Consider the following 17,882-nt stretch of genomic DNA (forward strand, 5'->3'; position numbering starts at 1 on the left):
CTGCTCACTAAAAATTGCCGGCTGCGCGGATAAAAGTTTCCGCCAAAGGCGCTGTTGTGTGAACCAACTGTCCAGTCACTGCAGACCTGCAAATAGGCTCTGTTCTTCATGTAATAGGAACTGAGAGGCGGTTCAATACGAGAACTTCGGTAAGCTCGTGCTTGTGGTTCGCCGTACGAAAGGTTTTTCCTGGTCTAGCAATTGCAAAAGTGGCATCCAAAACAGGTTCGCGATGCGTACCAACTACGTCACCAAGTATTTCTCTCCTTGCTAGAAGCGAGTCAAACGATGAAGTTGAATCTGATCAAACGATCGATCCGAAAAAGTTCCACAAGTGTCCGGCGCGATTCACGTGCCATCAAGCGATCAAGGCGAATGTTGTTGGCCGAGCCACTCGAGACTCGTGTTTTGCTGACGTCATATATCGTTGACACTCTTGATGATACCGTTGCGGAAGATGGACTGATCAGCCTTCGTGAAGCCGTCATGGCGTCCAACTCAAACACCGCAGTGGGTGATGCTGCGGCGGGCACTGCTGGCTCGGATGGAGTGGATGGAATTCGCTTTGCGCCAACGCTCGCAGGTCAGACAATCGTGTTGACAGGCGGCGAGCTGGAAATCTCTGACTCACTCACCATTCAAAATCATACCAATTCGCCTGTCGTTATTGACGGGGGTGCGAGCAGCAGAATCTTTAATATCACGGAAGGAGCTGATAGCGTTGCTCTAATCAACATGTACATGCAGAACGGGGCAGCCGATGAAGGCGGTGGCATCTACATGGATGCAGGAACCCGAGTCGTCCTCCGTTCTTCGACAATTATCAACAACACTGCCGAACGAGGCGGTGGGATCTTTAACAACGGAGGCATCTTGGTCCTAACACAAGGAACCTCAATCGTTGCCAACGAAGCGACTGGCGACGCGGTAACTGACGGTGGTGGAGGCATCTATCAGAACGCTGGGCTGCTGCGAACATACGACAATGGCCTTGCAGTAGGCATAAGTCAGAACATCGCTAGTGGAGCGTCTGGGAACGGCGGTGGGATCTTCATCAACGCTGGGGCGGCAAACCTTGCAGATGTTACGATCGCCGAAAATAGTGCGAATCGCGCGGGTGGCGGAATTGAAATCGTCACAGGTTCTTTGCAAATGTCTTCGAGTCGGTTGGTCAACAACGATGTCAATGGCGGCGCTGGGGCTGCGAATCCTGGAAACGGCGGTGCAGTACATGTAAGCGGCGCAGCAAGAACCCGGTTCATCAATTCCAACATTCTCGGTAATACTGCGGCCCGCGAAGGTGGTGGTTTGTGGAACTCAGCGACTGGAACGATGGTCGTCGCCGACGGAACTATCATCTCACAAAACGTCGCTCTCGGTGATGCCGCCGATGATGGTGGTGGAGGTATCTTCAACAACGGCGGTCAGTTGACCGTTCGTGGGAACACCGCGCCAGTCTTGATCTCTGAAAATTCTGCCTCAGGTGCAGCAGGCAGCGGAGGCGGTATTTTCAATGCTACCAACGGTGTTGTTTTGGTGATCGGAGCACGAATTCAATCGAACTATGCCGAACGAGCGGGAGGCGGAATTGAAGACGTGGGCGACGTTGAAGGCGTCACGTCGGTACGGCTTGTTGACGTCGAACTGGTCGGCAACACCGCCGCTGGCACAGACGCAGCGCCTGGCAATGGTGGCGGCTTGCACGTAACGGGTGCTGGTGACATTTTAATTCAGAATTCACTTGTCTCAGAGAATTTCGCGGCTGCCGAAGGTGGCGGTCTTTGGAACGGTAGCGGCAAGATGACCATCCAATCAAGCGAAATTTTGCAGAACGAAGCACAAGGCGACGAATCGACACAAGGCGGTGGCGGGATATACAACCTAAGCGGAATTGTTCAGATACAGAACGCCGTTGTTTCTGGCAATGTTGCATCCGGCTTGCAGGGGAGTGGAGGCGGGATTCTCAACGATGTCGGTGGCTCGATCATTATTGGAAATAGTGTGCTCGCAATGAACACTGCAAACCGAGCTGGTGGGGCCATCGAAGATAATTCGGGCTCTGCCAATGCGATTACGATTGCCGGAGCAACCCTGTCGCAAAACTCCGCTGGCGGCCCTGGCTCTGTGGCAAATCCTGGTAGTGGAGGCGCGATTCATGTGACGGGTAGCGGCAATGTAATGATCGATAGATCGAATATCGTGGACAATTTCGCCGCCTCGGAAGGTGGTGGACTTTGGAACGGATCCGGTACGATGATTGTCAATCAATCTGATGTAAGTGGTAATACTGCTGCGGGAAACACAGCAACGGAGGGGGGCGGCGGAATCTTCAATCTTAGCGGAATTCTGCGCGTCACTCGCTCGACGATCGATAACAACACTGCCAACGGGACTTCTGGAAGTGGTGGCGGGATTTTTAACGATCAAGGTGGCTCCGTAACTGTGTTCGATACGACTATCTCGAACAATTTTGCATCGCGCGCAGGTGGCGGCATCGAGGACAACTCGAATTCAAGCAATGCGCTAGTAATTAGCAGTGTCCAATTCCTCTCGAACGTCACTGGATCGGTCGACGGGGTCACCGGCAATCCCGGTAACGGCGGTGGTATCCATGTAACAGGAAGCGGACGTACTCGCATCGGTGACTCGATCTTCCAGGGTAACGTGGCCGCCGCTGAAGGCGGAGCTCTCTGGAATGGCTCTGGAGTGATGACTGTTGTACGTTCAGATTTTACCGACAATGTGGCATTCGGGACCGGAATTGATCAAGGCGGTGGAGCTATCTTTAATAACGGCGGAGCGTTACTTGTCTCGCAGGGCTCGACCTTTGCCAACAATATCGCTAATGAAGGGCGAGGCTCGGAAATCTTTAGCGATGGCGGTGGAATCAACGTTAGCGGTTCGTCCTTTACCAACAATGAAGGCGCAATGATCGTTCTATTGGGGGCTGGAGGAACTGTCTCCGATAACACGTTCAGCGGCGATGCATTCGACGTACGAATGGTTGGCGGCGAGGGAAACGACACGATTACGGTTTCTCCCAATCTCGTAGCGTTCACAGTGTCGGGAGGTCCGACGAGAGCATTCTCCTTTGACAATGCCCTCCGCAGCCTCGAGTTTCATTCGCTGGGAGGCGACGACATCTTTGACGTCACGCCGCAAGTGGACACTCGCATCAGTATCCGTGGAGGAGATAACGTAGGCGCAGTTGGCGATTCGCTGGTCGTTCAAACCGTCGGCACTACTAATCCGCAGTTCGAAGAGGACGGTCCCGACGGTGGAAGCTTTGCCTTCGACGATCGCGGTGATGTCGTCTTTACCGAAATCGAAACGCTGATCAACGAGATAGACCAGCAGCCAATTTAAGCTAACCTAGCAGGTCGTGAATTACATTGCCGTGCACGTCGGTTAGTCGATAGTCACGGCCTTGGAAGCGATAGGTAAGTTTTTTGTGGTCGAAGCCCAACTGATGAAGGATAGTCGCGTGCAAGTCATGCACGTGAACTGGGTTCTCGGCCACGTTGAAACCAAGCTCGTCGGTGGAACCATAGGTTATGCCAGGCTTCATGCCGCCGCCAGCCATCCATACAGTAAAGCTATTTGGATGATGGTCTCGTCCGTCACTGCCGCCTTGAACCATAGGCGTGCGACCAAACTCGCCGCCCCAAATTACCAACGTGTCATCCAGCATACCTTGCTGTTTGAGATCCTTGATCAACGCTGCAGTTGCTTGGTCGGTGACTTCACAATTTTGTTTAATATCGGCCTTAAGTGAACCATGTTGGTCCCAAGACTCGTGAAAGAGTTGCACGAATCGTACGCCCCTTTGCACCAACCTTCTCGCAAGCAAACAATTGTTTGCAAAGGATGATTTCCCAGGCTCGGCACCGTACATGTCCAGTACATGTTGTGGCTCTTTTTCTATCGCCATTACGTCAGGTGCGCTTGTTTGCATTCGAAAAGCCATTTCATAGGACTCAACGCGCGTTGCAATCTCAGGATCATTCACAACGTCTAATCGACTGCGATTTAGCTGATTGATTGCGTCAAGCGTCTGTCGTTGCATCAGGCTATCGATCCCAGCAGGGTTCGAGAGATACAGTACGGGATCGCCAGCACTCCGAAATTCGACTCCTGAATGCATAGTGGGCAGAAAACCGCTGTTCCAGTTGCCGCTGCCCGCACTCGGTCCTTTATTGCCGCTGTTCATTACAATATAAGCCGGCAAGTCACTGGCTTCGCTGCCTAAACCATAAGTTACCCACGAGCCCATGCTAGGGCGTCCGAACTGCTGTGAACCGGTGCTCATCTGCAGTTGGGCTGGAGCATGATTGAACGCATCTGTTTTCATGGACCGCACAATGCACAGTTCATCGACGACGGTGGCCAAGTGTGGCAAGAGTTCCGAAGTTTCGGCCCCCGACTGACCATGCCGCGCGAATTTGTACTTAGGTCCCAAGAGTTTTGAATTCGGATTGATAAACGCCGCTCGATAGCCGTTTAGCAAATCGGGTGGCGGCAATGTTCCATCCAGCTTCTCGAGTGTCGGTTTGTAGTCGAACATTTCAAATTGGCTGGGACCACCACCCATGAATAGCAAGATTACATTCTTGGCCTTCGCAGGGAAATGAGGCTCCTTGACCGCAAGTGGGTTTAGGATCTCCTTCGCTCCAAAAGACTCTCGTGCCATCAGGCTAGCCAGCGCGACATGCCCTAGTCCGAACCCACACTGTTGAATAAACCAACGACGACCGATTGTATTCATAGTTCCGATCCAATGTTACTTGGTAATTGTCTCATCTAAGTTCAACAGCGCGCGAGCGACCACAATCCACGGTGCCACTTCATCGGCTGGCTGGCCGGTTAATTGATAGCAGACTTGCGTTGAGACCCCAACGATTCCTTGAAGGTCGATTTCACCATTGCTAATACGCTCGCGTTGCTGATCAAGAAGTTTTTGAAGTACTTCTAGCTCAACTGCATCAGGAGTTCGGCTCGTGCAAAGTCGATGTGCATAGACTAGCTTGCTTTCATCCTCTGCCCCGCCTTCGCGCAACGTGCGTGTCGCAAGTGCTCGAGCACATTCCATGAACTGAGGCTCATTCAGTAAAACAAGCGCCTGCAACGGAGTGTTGCTGCGTTCACGTCGAACACAAGCGGCGTCTCCTTTGGGAGCATCGAAAACTTGTAGTGGCGGATGCTGCACTGAACGATACGTATGAACATACAAACTGCGGCGGTATTGTGAGTCGTCTGGCCGGTACGCCCAAATCTTGGGGCCGTAACTAGCGGGAGGCTCAAAAAGGAAGCTTGGCGCTGGAGGATAAACGCTTGGTCCGCCTAACGAATCATTCAGCAGTCCACTGGCTGACAAAGCGATATCGCGGACAACTTCGGCATTGACTCGAAAGCGAGGCCCCCTGGCTAATAAAGTGTTACTTGGATCCTTTTCAAGCAAAGAATCGGTTGTGTGCGAAGACTGCTGATAGACGGCGGAATTGACTATTAGTCGATGGATGTGTTTCAAACTCCAGTCGTTTTCCATAAGTTCAACAGCCAGCCAATCGAGTACCTCAGGGTGCGCGGGAGCCGGTGATTGGTAACCAAAGTCTTCAGGTGTTGTGACGATCCCTTGTCCAAAATACGACTGCCAGAGGCGATTGATGACAACTCTCGCCGCGGTCGGCGAATCGCGAGCGACTAGCCAGCGCGCAAAACGCAGCCGGTCTGGTTCGTCGTCGCTTAGCATGGAATTCAAGAACGCTGGCGTTGCAGGTTTGACGCGGTCGCCCGCTTGCAGAAAATCGCCACGCAGCATGACAAACGTTTCCCGCGGTTCTTCCAGCTGTTGAACGGCAAGCTGGCTGGCCGGTTCAGGATGGGACTTCCAAAGTTCAGCAATTGCAGCGTTTGCCTCGGCAAATTCGCTCTTCTGCGTTCGCCAATATGCGAAGATTAGACGTTTATGTTCATCCGTCCAATCGCTAGCTTCCTGCTGAAGGACAGTTTCGACTATCGAAGGGACGGCGGCTGTCGATTCAACTTCGGCAGCATCAGTTACGGACAAACGATAACGCCCGAGCAAATAGTTCTGGTTGTCGTCCGAATTCCAGCCGCCGTGATTCATAGCCAAGGAAAACTCAAGAGTGATTCCATCCCCCACTTCGATGGGCGTTTCTGGAATAAAGATAGCGTGTCGGTTTTGATTTCGAAACGTCGGCCCGCAGTCGGTACTCCACGCTGTTTTGGAATCACCGTCGATCGCGAAATCGATTGGTCCAGTAATGCGTTCATCTTTCTCTGGTTCACGTTCGCGATAGACTGCTGGCAGTGGTACTTGGTCCGGGTTCACGTCTGAGAACGCGCGAATAATCTTAACTTTCGATTTCTTCGCTGGATCATTGACGGGCGCGTACGAGCATTCGAACTCTGTAAGAGCGCCAGTCCCATAGATCGACCGACCCGGGCCGTTGTGAGGCAGTTGAGCATGTGTTAACGCATCCAAACGCAGGGCAGTAATCTGCCCGGACGGTACTTGTTCCTTTGTAACCTCTGTTGGCAGTACGACGGTTGTATACGTCGGGGCATAGCTTTCGCCGATGACCGAACCGTCGTCAAGTATGCGAAACTTCTGCCCGTCAAACGGTACGCTTGTCGGTGTGACCGTCGTCCAGCGAGGCAACTGAGATGCAGTCGTTTCGCACCACTGCTGCATTTGAGCGGACCAGTCGGCGTGGGCACTTTGCAGCTCATTTTCGATAGCTGCAACTTTTTCTTTTAGTTCGGCTCGTTGAGCGTTCTGCTGGGGCGTGTAAACTGTCACGATCGCTTCATGAAAATCGTTCAATGAAGCGAACATTTGGTAGTATTCGTGCTGAGTTAACGGGTCATACTTGTGCGTATGGCATTGTGCGCATTGTGTGGTTATACCCAAGATCGATTTGCCGATGGCGTCGACGCGATCGAACATGCCTTCGATTCGAAACTGTTCCGGGTCAGCTCCGCCTTCTTCGTTCACCATGGAATTTCGAAGGAAGCCGGTGGCGACGATTTCATTTTGACCGGCATTCGGAAGCAAGTCACCCGCGATTTGGTGAATGATAAACTTGTCGTATGGCATGTCGCTATTGAGCGAATGAATGACCCAATCGCGGTAAAACCAGACTTCGCGTTGCTTGTCCTTTTCATATCCATCACTGTCGGCGTACCGGGCTGCATCGAGCCACCAACGGGCCCAACGTTCGCCATAGTGTGGTGAGTCGAGTAGCCTATCTGCGAGTTCTTCATACGCATTCGGTGAAGTGCTCGACAAGAAATCATCAATCTGCATTGGAGTCGGCGGTAGACCGGTGATGTCGAGGTAGAGTCGTCGGGTCAAGGTTGCTTTGTCAGCAGACTGCGTCGCTGTCAGATTCTCGCGTTCCAGCCGGTTGCGAACAAATAGATCAATCGGAGTCTTCCAGCCGACAAATGCATTGGAGCTAGCAAGTTTCGGGAGGGTTGGCCGCTGCGGCGGTAGAAACGCCCAATGCTGCTCGTACTCTGCTCCGTCGGAAATCCACTTGGTAAGTTTTGCAATCTGAGACTCGTTTAACGCCTTACCTGAATCTGGAGGCGGCATCTGCAGGTCTGGGTCGGTCGAGCTGATCCGTGCGAGAACTTCACTTTCACTCCAGTGCTCCGGCGAAAAGGCACCAAAGTCGATGGCTTCATCGCGGTCATCGAGCCGCAGGTCTGCTTTCCGCGTGCTTTCGTCCGGGCCATGACAAAGAAAACAGTTGTCGGACAGTAATGGCCGAATGTCGCGGCTGAATTGCAGTTTATGCGTTGAATCTTCCGCTGTCGCTCTTGCAACAGTGGTCAACGCGAAACTTGCCAGGCAAATGTACAGTCGTATTGGTAGATCAAGTCGCATGAGGCAGGTCGACTGAAAAAGGGGAGGGATCGAGCGAGGGGATCGAAAACAAATCGCTTCGAGTATTCAAGTATAAGCCAGTGAACCCGTTTTGACAGCGACTTCGGCTAAAAACGAAGTCACCTTCTTCCGTAGCTGCATTAGCCAAGTCTCCCTACTTCCGTAGCTGCGTTCGCCCAGAACGCGGTTGAAGTTGGGTGCGGCTTCCATTTGGATGCGGATTCCTGAAAAGTGTGCCACTGCTGGCTTGCCCAGCAGTGCTCGTGGCGAAACGGCAGAGCTTTCCAATACATCCCCGGCTTCTAGGCGGAGTCAGCTACGATGCGCTTGATTTGCGCGTGCCGCCGCCTAAAGGCGGTACTACGAACAGTTCCTGAAAACGGGTGCCACTGCTTGCTTGCCCAGTAGTGCTCGTGACGAAACGGCAGAGCTTTCCAATACATCCCCGGCTTCTGGGCGAAGCCAGCTACGATGCGCTTGAGCGATGCATATGGACGATATATTTACGTAGATGCAATTACAACCTAACCCAATTCATTCCAAACGTTCATCATCCGGGAGGTTGATCACTTCGCTCTCGCTGGCAGTCACAAAGCTCTGGAGCATTTCAACGTCAAGCTCCTCTTGAGCAATGAACCTGACCGACGAATCTCCGAAGACTACGTGGAATCCTCCAGCATGCATCGAAAGTCCCGCTCGCTGTGTTGCCATCGAAATAAACTCATCGGTCGTCAAGTCTCTCGGCTCCATCCACACGATATCCGAATTTGCAGAATGTTCAACAACCAAAACAGTGTTGCTCAGCCCATCGCTGATGGCACTTATCCTGGTCGGATTCGGTCCTGAAAATACTCCAATTGGATCCTCGACGATAACATAACTGGTCAAGTTTTTATCGCCTGTTGACGAAGGGCACCGATACAGTGCTAACTGGGTATTTAGCGCCGCTGCGTTGGCGGGATCGTTCCACGGCTTTTCCAGATCAATAGAATCGTACAGCCTCTTCTGATCTAAGAATGGCAGCAGCAGAGTCCGCCAGCTGTGTAAGCGGTTACCATCGCTGTCAACCGTGTACGCTGGAGGGTAGCTCCCAAAGGCCTGTTCATAGGTTGCTAAGGCAATTCCGATTTGGCGAAGGTTACTCGAGCAAGACATTTTGCGTGCTGATTCACGGGCCTGCAAGATCGCTGGCAACAAGAGTGCACCACAACAAATCACTACGACACCCAACGTGGCAAACACCGTTAACAAGATCACAACAATCGCCGCATTGCCTCGTTTGGGCGGCCTTGCTTCGTTAGTTCCATATGGGGTCGTATCGTATGGCGTTGTCGTATTGACCGGCTGGTTTCCTGTGTTGCCCGAATCGTTGGACATCTCTCTTCCTCCGCAAAAACTTGTCGCAAACAATTCTTGTGATGTGAACTAACAGGTACGCTCTTAGCCCCTGATGTCATAACACCAAATTGTGCCCACATCGCGAATGATCAGTTTGCCATCGACGATGATGGGGTGAACCCAAGCTTTCGAGTTCCCACGGTCTGGTGCGTTTTCTGGTGTGAATTTGCCAAGCTCCGTATATTTTTCCGGCGTGGCAGCCACCATCGCAACATCATTGTTCTCGCCGTGCAAATACAGCTTGCCATCGGCGAAACAAAGTGCTGCGGCGCCGATGCTGCGAACTTGCCAATTCGTCTTTCCGGTGACATAGTCGATCGACATTAGCGTTTCGCCCGATGATCCGTAAAGGCTACCATCGACTAAGATACTGCCACCCATTCCTGACGGCATCGCTTTGGCAAAGTAAACTTCTTTGGGCTGTTTCGTGCCGCCCGAGATATCGACCAGCCCGCCTCCGACACGTCCCGCAGCGGTATACACAAAGTTTGAGCTGGCGACGGGAGTCTGGACATTCGCGTTTTTGTCGGCGGTGTTTTCATATCGCCATAATAACTTGCCACTATCTGCTTCTAGTCCAACCACGCCTTTAGCAAGGTAAAGCACGTACTGCTTGACTCCATTAACTTCAGTTTTGACCGGAGAAGAATAACTCGCGTCATCGGCATCTGGCAGAGCACTTTTCCAAATCAGCGAGCCATCTTTCTTGTTGAGCGCTACAACGGTTGCTTCCGCGCCACCCGGCGAGCAGATCAGTGCATCGCCATCGATCAATGGCGATTCTGTATACGCCCACTGGCCCGGCTTGCCTTTGAAGTCAGCTGGCAGGTTCTTGGCCCATTTGCGAGCACCAGATTTCGTATCGAGGCTGACAAGATCACCGGCAGAACCAAGAATGTAAAGCGAGTCTCCGTCGATTGTGGGCGTTGAACGCGCGCCAGGGTATTGCGGGCCGTCATTCTTGCCGACAGCACCGATCTTGGTGGTCCAAAGCTTTGAGCCCTTGTCGACTGAAAGAGCAACAATTTCCTCGTGGTCCATCCCTTGGTTAATCAAGAGGTATAACGTTCCATCTGCTGCTGCGGGCGTTGAGAAGCCGCCACCCAGGCCGTCGACTCGCCAAAGTTGTTTAGGACCACTAGCTGGCCAACTGTCGGCGAGACCTTTTTCCGCAGACTTTCCATCGCGGTCATTGCCGCGCCACTGCGTCCAATCATCTGCATTCAGGGTGGAAGAGCTTAACGCCAAGGCACATGCAAACAGAATACGATTCATCTTCATAGCTATCCCAGTATTTAAAATGGCAAAAGTTTGCGGAGTTTTCCCGCTAGCTTAGCAAAAACGTAAAGCTTTATCGTAGCCGAAAATCTGCCGTTCCGCGTATCGACCGCAAAAATCTTCTACCGTAATGCGACCAGAGTTGCGATGAGGCTAAAAATCGAGTTACTAGCTGAGTTGCAACCCTAATTAGATGACGTTCCTAGGCTCCACATTTGACGCGAGATCGTTATAAATGAACTCTGCGATCAAGTAGACCAACTTCTTTACCAAACACATCTGCGACGCCCAATAATGAATCAGCCTAAAGCCGAGATCGAAACTGCGATTAGTCGACTAAAAACAGCTCAAAATGATGGCCAGTTAACGCCTGCAGCGGTCGCAAACATCGAACGCTGGCTTACCGAATCGAGATACGAAACGTACTTGCCCGAAGTGCTGGAACATATTGAGTCGGGAAAATGGAAGCAACTGGATGACGCTTTCTGGACAGTCATCCCGTTCGGAACGGGGGGACGTCGCGGTCGTATGTATCCGATTGGCTCGAACGCGATCAACGATCGAACGATCGGTGAAAGTGCTCAGGGGCTCGCCGAAGTTGTACTCGAATACAAAGGCAAGGATGCTGGGCTGCGTTGTGCGATCGCTTACGATACGCGTCACCGCTCACGACATTTTGCGGAATTGTGCGCTTCGATCATGGTTGCAAACGGTTTCGAAGTTTTCTTCCTGGACGGCTATCGCGCTACCCCGCAGTTGTCATTCGCTGTTCGTGAGAAACAATGCGATTGTGGCATTATGGTCACAGCATCGCATAACCCTCCTAGCGATAACGCGGTGAAGGTTTATTGGTCGACAGGTGGTCAAGTGCTGCCACCGTATGACAAGCAAATTATTGATCGCGTGATGAACGTCCAAACCATCCTGACAACCCCCTTTGCCGATGCGGTCGACCAAGGCAAAGTACACATGGTTACCGAAGAGATCGATACAAAGTTCAGGAAAGCCTTGAGTGACTATGCTTGGCCAGGCCCTCGCGACTGTAAAGTACTCTACACTCCATTGCACGGTGTAGGTTCATTCGCAGTTCTTCCGGTGCTCGACGATGCAGGCTTCAAGAATGTGACCGTCTACGGTCCTCATTCGGAACCCAGCGGAGACTTTCCAAATGTTCCGGGGCACGTAAGTAACCCTGAAAATGTCGTCGTGTTTGATGAACCCATCAAGCTGGCACGTAAAGACGGTTATGACGTCATCCTCGCGACAGATCCCGATTGCGATAGGCTGGGAGTTGCCGCTCCGGTCACGACCGATGTTAGCGGTGAGTGGAAGACAATCAACGGCAATCAGATAGGTGCATTGCTCGCCGACTTTGTACTGCGCAAACGACAAGAGTTGGGACTGAGCAAGCCTGGCGATTATGTGATCACGACGCTCGTCACTTCGATGCTCACCGGCAAGATAGCTGAGTCGTATGGAGCTCGTAGTGAGAACAATATCCATGTTGGTTTTAAGTGGATTGCCGGCCTGATGGACGATCGCGGGCCGGAGCATTTTGCGTTCGGCACCGAGGAGTCCCATGGTTATTTGATCGGTACATACTGTCGCGACAAAGATGGCGCGGTAGCTTGCCTTTTGATGACTCAGTTGATTGCAGATTTAAAGGCCAAGGGAATTTCACTGCATCAGCAGTTAGACAATTTGTACAAGAAGCACGGGCTGCATCGCGAAGAACTGATCAATGTGCAGATGGAAGGCTCGCAGGGCATGGAACTAATGAAGAAGCTCATGGCAACTTTCAGAACCAATCCGCCAGAAAAGCTGGGTGATATTGGAATAGCTCAGATCCGCGACTATGAATCGCTGACGGTTCGTGGCAGCGACGGTGTTTCTAAACCAATTGATGCACCCAAGGGTAATATGATCATCATGGATTTGGATTTACCGGGTAACTACGTCGCAGTCCGTCCGAGCGGTACGGAGCCAAAAGTAAAATTCTATTTCTTCAGCTCATTGCCACCGGCCGAGTCGCATGACTTAGACGCTGCCACGACAAAGCTCGAAAAGCGGATCGCCGGCTTGCAAACCGCCGTACAAGATTTTGCCCGTAGCATCAAATGATGCACGTAAAGTAGATTCAAAGGGCTGGCTGATCATGCGAAAAACTTGCGGAGCGTGGGCGTCTCGCCCGCTTATTTGCAAGGTGCGACGAAAAAGGAAGCAGCTTGAATCTAGTTGTCGCAGATTCAAACTTGCTGAGTATTTGTCGCATAGTTCTCCCGGTAGCGCCAACTGAAGACTCGACTCTGGTATGAATACTATTAGATTTGCGATACGCAACGCCCCTCTTCACGGTCGAATAACTATTGGGAATGAGAGTGGGACAGTGTCTCGGCCTGGCGTCCTGCAGCAGATTAAAGGTGAAGTCGCAAGTATGTTATTTGTCGATGAGCGAATCTCGATTTCAAAACATGATGGCGTGTTATGTTACGAATCCAATAAGGGAGTTCGCGGATTTGCTAGACGAGAAGGGATGATGAATTTTGCTGAACAAGTTCACAGGCTACCCTTGAGACTTTCCATCGACTGTGAGAGTTACGAATTGTTACCAAGATACAATTCCAAATCCAGATTCAATTGTCCAATCGGCATTGATGTTGTTAAATTTGACGGGAAATACATACGAGTTGCCACGTACTTTTCTGAACGAAAAGGTATCCGAGGCTGCGTTAAGACAGCAAAGTGCAAATCTGTTGCTATGCTCGCAGCTATGATTTTTGCCGAATGGAATATTGATACCGTTGGAAGCGGGTAGTGATACTTGATGATTTCCATGGCGAGAGAGCGCGTTCTCACAGTTGTCAGTTTAGCTATGTCCGCTTCACTGAAGATTTGAATACCGACGAATATACTTGCAGGGTTAGCCATGATCATGACAAACTCGATGTAGTGGCAAAGCCACAATGAGAGATCATGTAACTTGAGGAAGACCCGGCCAATCCACGAGTGCGGCGTCTGTCGTAATCTTGGTTTATTTGATGCGTCACGCTAGCATGCAACCACTGTCGAAGATTGCAGGAAGTTAGGCTGAACTCTATGACTGAATGTGTTGCGATACGTGTCAGAAACAGGTCGCGGAGCTTCTTGACGAGTTGCAGTTTTCTAGCAATCAGTATCGGGACATCCGGTTGCAGCGAGAAAGTGACCAGATCAAGCATCATCCACGAACGCGATACTCAGCTATATACGAGTATTGATGCTGCGAAGTTAACCCGAGAGCTCGGAATGGACGCGTCTCTCGTTCACTACGGGGAAGGCAAGTTCGAAAGCATCTCAATTGGCGGGAAACAAACGTTAACAATGCAGGCTTTTCGTTTCTATAGTTTGGATGGAGAACCGTTTGAGGCAATCTACCCATGTTCGAAGCCAGTTGACTTGTTGGAGCCAAACGAGCTGTATTACGTTATTGGAACTACGAGGTTACATGAGAGTGGAGAAAAGTGGCCTTCTGAATTTATGATAGATCGCGGAATGGGCGAACGATACTTGAAAGAAGTCGCAACGATAGGCTTTAATTTTGATGTCAGCTTTGATGTGCTTGAGTATGGAAAGCTGGCTGAAAGTCCCGCAATTAAGCGTTTGAAAGATTAGGTTTTTCTCGCACCTTTGTTGTCCGAATCGCAAAGAAGCCCCGATTCAGGCGCCCAGCCGAAGTCTTCAATTCTTCGATGCACAATCTGTGCATAACCAAGCAATAGCTCGGAGTTGAAAACGCCGCTTGTGTGCGAATGACTTGCTGGTGTTCGTACGCCGCAGCTCCTGTACATTTATCCCTAAGGCAAGCAGGATAAACTTTCCTGCAGATGAAGGCAGAAGAATGAAGGCAGAAGAATGAGTTTTTGCACTATTCCCTTGCCTTCATTATTTTACCCGTTTCTCAGACCCGCAGCTTGAACGACGGAAATGCTTGACCGGTTCTGAGTGTGGCGCGAGAATGCGCGTGAGCCTCGCCGATGATCGAGTGCTGCTCAAAATTGTCAAATGTCGCTAGAGATCGAGACGCTGCGTACGCAATGCCTGAGAAGCGGATCGCTGGCTGGCAAACCGCCGTACACGTTTTCGAACGCAGCAACAAATGATGCACATGAGGTGAATTCCGAAGGCGGCTGATTGTCGCTCGCGGCCTCCGGTTCGTGTTGAACGCAATGCTCGACTTTTTACTAATTGGGTTCCGCCGGCAGAACTGCTTCTGGTACGACTGGACCGCGTTGGTCTAAGTTAAGCGGTTCGATGTTGGTTGGGTCCATCGGTGCAACGGATACTTCAGGCATTGTAGTGCCTTCAATACCGGGCACAACTGGCTCCAAGTCGAACGGTGTTCCTTCAACCATTCCACCCATCATCATCGCTGGTGAGATATTGGTGGACGTGATTGGACCTGGATCAACCCACATGCCTTCTCCGTCCACGCGTGCCGTTCCAAGGTCTTGGTTCAAGTTGCGCCGTTGAGCTTCGTAGTTAACCCAAACGCCGATCAAGGTATTCTGCGCATCGAGCAGAGCGCCCAGAGCTTGAATCGAGTCACGGGCTGCCGTTGGACCAGCTGGTTGTTGAAGTGCTTCGCCGATTGCTCGAATGTCGCCGTTCAGCGTGATCTGTTGAGCCGCGATGCGAACCGCGTAGCGTTGCAATTCAAAATTGAACTGGTTCAAACGAATCGAGCGTAGCTCGTTCCGCAGGGTCGTCCACACACTATCTTCATAGCGATAGAACGTTCGCTTCGCTTGTTGATACTCGATCAACACCTGACGATATTGGTTTCGTTCTTGAAGCCGTGTTAGTGGCGAGTCCCATTGCAGGCCAGCTCGCAAGCGACCTGTGTTGTTACGGAAGGAGAACGGATTGTCGTTGCTGTTCTGAATGTCACCACTGAAGGTCACGTCCAGGAAGCTTTCCAATTGGTCCGCTACTACTTCGATAGATCGCCATTGGTCGACCAACGCCGCTCGGTTATTGATCCAGTCCAATCGGTTTACTCGAGCGATGTCAACGGCCTCGCGGGGAGTAATATCGACTTCGGGAAGCACAATGCTTTCGGTGCGAGCACGAGCTTGGATTACTTGTAACGCCAGGATTTCATCGCTGATTGCAGCAAGAATTTCTTGGCTTTGCAAAATTGCATTGTCACGAATTTCTTCGAACTGCAACCGAGCCTTGTTGTTCGCTGGAAGCTTGCGATCGGGTTGTTCAAGAGGCGGTGCAACTTTTTCGGAAGCGAGTTTTTCGATGTCAACCAACAGTTTTTCGTACTGGTCGGTGTACTTCTTCAGTCTTTGTTCGACACGTCCGATCTCGAGCTCAAGAATTGCGGGCAACTTAACAAGCTCCTCGTCTTGTAGCAGAGCAGCATCCAAACCTTTGGTCGGTAGGATTGCACAGATTGCATCTCGCTCCTCGTTAAGGATCTGTCGCAATCTCGCTAGCTGTGTAGAACGTTCACCAAGCTGACCTTCCAATCGTTTCAAGTCCCCCCGGATTTGCGGAATATCATTTTCTTTGAGGGAGTTTAGGATTGTCTTAGTCCGTTTGACGTTGTTGTACTGCTGCGTGAGAAGATCCTGGACTTCTTCGTCGATCGGCAGAATCCGATACGATCCAATTCCATCGTCATCATTGACTATTTCGCTCAAGCCCAAGAGCTCAGAGTTATTTCGTCCAACGGTCTCACGTAACGTTGAGATCTCGTTTCGTCGAGTAAGCATCTCGGTCGAGACGATGTTGAACTGATCTAGCAATGGATCGCGAATCTCCACACAGATATAAGGCGGCAATCCCAGCGTTCGCTTAAATTGGTCAAGCGTTAGTTCGTAGGCAGTTTGCAGGTTCAAAAGCGTGTTTTGCGCATTGATCAGAGCTTGCCGTGCTTGTGCGACCTGCAACTCTTGTTGCGGAATCGTTTGCTGAGTCTCGGGGATCTTGGTCAACTGTTCGTTTAGCTGATCTTCGAATTGTAATAGAACATCGCGAAGGCGGGCTGTGTTTTCGAGCGTGTTTCGAATTTCCAATTGGTCTTGAAGCAAGCCAAGGTAACCGCCAGCCGATGGAACTTGAGCTGCGGCGCCAAAGCCACCGCCACCTCCGCCGCCAGCATTTCCCACGGTGCCGAATCCCCCACCTAACCCCGTGAATCCTTGGAGACCAGCACCACCGAACAAACCACCGCGGCGATTGGGGCCTGTTTCTTCAGCTCGGCCAGCTGTCACTGTCAGAGCGAAACCGACGCGGTATCGCTCATAGGCTCGAACGTTGGCCAGTAGCGTACGTTCGGCAAGTGTCAAACGTTCGAGTACTACGTCACGACCAGCACCTCGCAGCAATGGCTGGAACAGTGAAAAATCCAAGATTGTATTCGCGCTTTGTGTGTCTGGACCGCTCAGCTGCCATGTCAGTGAGTTCGCTAGTCCAGCGGCAAAGGTCGCTCCGGTTGACAGACTGCGTGAGAAACCGAGTGGGCGGTCACCGCGGCTGAACACTCCGGTGCTAACTACGGTACTGCTTTCGCCGCCATTGCCGCGACGTGCTGGTCCCGATGAGTCGATCGACGCGCTGTATCCGCCGAAGAACTGATTGTCCAGCAAGAAGCGTTCTGTACTAACGTCCAACGCGGAGAGGTAAAGCGTTTCCAGGTTTTCCTGGTAGTCAGGTGAGTTTAACAGAGCAATGCGTACTGATTGATCCATGTCCAGGACCAATACGCCTCGTTCGTCCAACGGCAAGAACTGCCACCAATCGGGCGATTCGGCCAAATTGGTCCGTCCGTTTACATACCACAATGGATAATGTTTCTTGCCATCAATGATTCGCATGTAACGATGCGCAGTCGGATCGTCCTCAGGCATCGGCGGACGATCGGGATTGAACGGATCGAACATACGCGACGCGCGATCGACTTGTACATTGCGGATGGTGTCGACTTGAGCGGCGTCAACTTTCTGCGAGATCAAAACGCCTGTCTCGGCATCAGCTCGAGTTCGATGATAGGTTCTTGTACAACCACTAGAGAAGACGGCGAAGCCAGTCGCGACGGCGAGAGCAAGAAGTCTTCGTTTTACCTGGATCGACTTCGACGCAATGCGATGGCGTCTTTTTTCGATCGAAGTTGTGCGCGGCGGTAAACTCGATACTTTGTTGCTATACATCGTGTAACTTTCCCTGTTACGATTTGCGGTGAGGCGCTGCCGACCCATGCGGTGCCTCTGGCTGCGCGAGTTTTCACCCTGCAACCCATTCG

9 protein-coding genes are annotated in these 17,882 nt (G+C 51.6%); 3 read left to right on the plus strand and 6 right to left on the minus strand.

Annotated features, from left to right (window positions below):
- The first annotated feature begins 288 nt into the window (after positions 1–288).
- The gene (locus tag SH451x_RS06405; RefSeq protein ID WP_479361617.1) at positions 289–3,366 is read left to right on the plus strand and encodes a beta strand repeat-containing protein; all 3,078 of its coding nucleotides are present in this window, start codon (positions 289–291) and stop codon (positions 3,364–3,366) included.
- A gap of 1 nt (position 3,367) precedes the next feature.
- Here SH451x_RS06405 and SH451x_RS06410 read toward each other — a convergent pair whose 3' ends face one another.
- The 4 genes from SH451x_RS06410 to SH451x_RS06425 all read right to left on the minus strand — a co-directional run bounded on the left by SH451x_RS06410 (position 3,368) and on the right by SH451x_RS06425 (position 10,594).
- Entirely contained in the window at positions 3,368–4,765 is a 1,398-nt protein-coding gene (locus tag SH451x_RS06410) for a DUF1501 domain-containing protein (RefSeq protein ID WP_479361618.1), read from the minus strand.
- 15 nt (positions 4,766–4,780) lie between these two features.
- Positions 4,781–7,915: a PSD1 and planctomycete cytochrome C domain-containing protein gene (locus SH451x_RS06415; RefSeq protein ID WP_479361619.1), complete on the minus strand. Its 3,135-nt coding sequence runs from the start codon at positions 7,913–7,915 to the stop codon at positions 4,781–4,783.
- Between the two features lie 534 nt (positions 7,916–8,449).
- Positions 8,450–9,292, minus strand: coding sequence for a DUF1559 domain-containing protein (locus SH451x_RS06420; protein ID WP_479361620.1), 843 nt, complete (start codon positions 9,290–9,292; stop codon positions 8,450–8,452).
- A gap of 63 nt (positions 9,293–9,355) precedes the next feature.
- Positions 9,356–10,594, minus strand: coding sequence for a PQQ-binding-like beta-propeller repeat protein (locus SH451x_RS06425; protein ID WP_479361621.1), 1,239 nt, complete (start codon positions 10,592–10,594; stop codon positions 9,356–9,358).
- Between the two features lie 291 nt (positions 10,595–10,885).
- Between SH451x_RS06425 and SH451x_RS06430 the strand changes: the two genes are divergently transcribed.
- On the plus strand, positions 10,886–12,712 hold the full coding sequence (locus SH451x_RS06430) for a phospho-sugar mutase (protein WP_479361622.1): 1,827 nt from the start codon (positions 10,886–10,888) through the stop codon (positions 12,710–12,712).
- A gap of 474 nt (positions 12,713–13,186) precedes the next feature.
- Here the strand turns inward: SH451x_RS06430 and SH451x_RS06435 are convergent, their stop codons facing one another.
- Positions 13,187–13,525: a hypothetical protein gene (locus SH451x_RS06435; protein ID WP_479361623.1), complete on the minus strand. Its 339-nt coding sequence runs from the start codon at positions 13,523–13,525 to the stop codon at positions 13,187–13,189.
- A 267-nt stretch (positions 13,526–13,792) separates the two neighbouring features.
- On the opposite strand from SH451x_RS06435, the gene SH451x_RS06440 reads away from it, so the two are divergent.
- Positions 13,793–14,242 (plus strand): hypothetical protein, encoded by a 450-nt coding sequence (locus SH451x_RS06440; protein WP_479361624.1) that lies wholly within the window; start codon positions 13,793–13,795, stop codon positions 14,240–14,242.
- 569 nt (positions 14,243–14,811) lie between these two features.
- On the opposite strand, the gene SH451x_RS06445 is transcribed toward SH451x_RS06440, so the two are convergent.
- Positions 14,812–17,790 carry a TolC family protein gene (locus SH451x_RS06445; protein WP_479361625.1) on the minus strand — a complete coding sequence of 993 codons (2,979 nt, stop codon included), beginning with the start codon at positions 17,788–17,790 and terminating at the stop codon, positions 14,812–14,814.
- Positions 17,791–17,882: the final 92 nt, after the last annotated feature.

The sequence above is a fragment of the Njordella aestuarii genome, from assembly GCF_056494165.1.

Bases quoted from the DNA above. Each gene is read 5' to 3' on its own strand.
- SH451x_RS06405 (WP_479361617.1), top strand. From the start codon at position 289: ATGAAGTTGAATCTGATCAAACGATCGATCCGAAAAAGTTCCACAAGT.
- SH451x_RS06410 (WP_479361618.1), bottom strand. From the start codon at position 4,765: ATGAATACAATCGGTCGTCGTTGGTTTATTCAACAGTGTGGGTTCGGA.
- SH451x_RS06415 (WP_479361619.1), bottom strand. From the start codon at position 7,915: ATGCGACTTGATCTACCAATACGACTGTACATTTGCCTGGCAAGTTTC.
- SH451x_RS06420 (WP_479361620.1), bottom strand. From the start codon at position 9,292: ATGTCCAACGATTCGGGCAACACAGGAAACCAGCCGGTCAATACGACA.
- SH451x_RS06425 (WP_479361621.1), bottom strand. From the start codon at position 10,594: ATGAAGATGAATCGTATTCTGTTTGCATGTGCCTTGGCGTTAAGCTCT.
- SH451x_RS06430 (WP_479361622.1), top strand. From the start codon at position 10,886: ATGAATCAGCCTAAAGCCGAGATCGAAACTGCGATTAGTCGACTAAAA.
- SH451x_RS06435 (WP_479361623.1), bottom strand. From the start codon at position 13,525: ATGATCATGGCTAACCCTGCAAGTATATTCGTCGGTATTCAAATCTTC.
- SH451x_RS06445 (WP_479361625.1), bottom strand. From the start codon at position 17,790: ATGTATAGCAACAAAGTATCGAGTTTACCGCCGCGCACAACTTCGATC.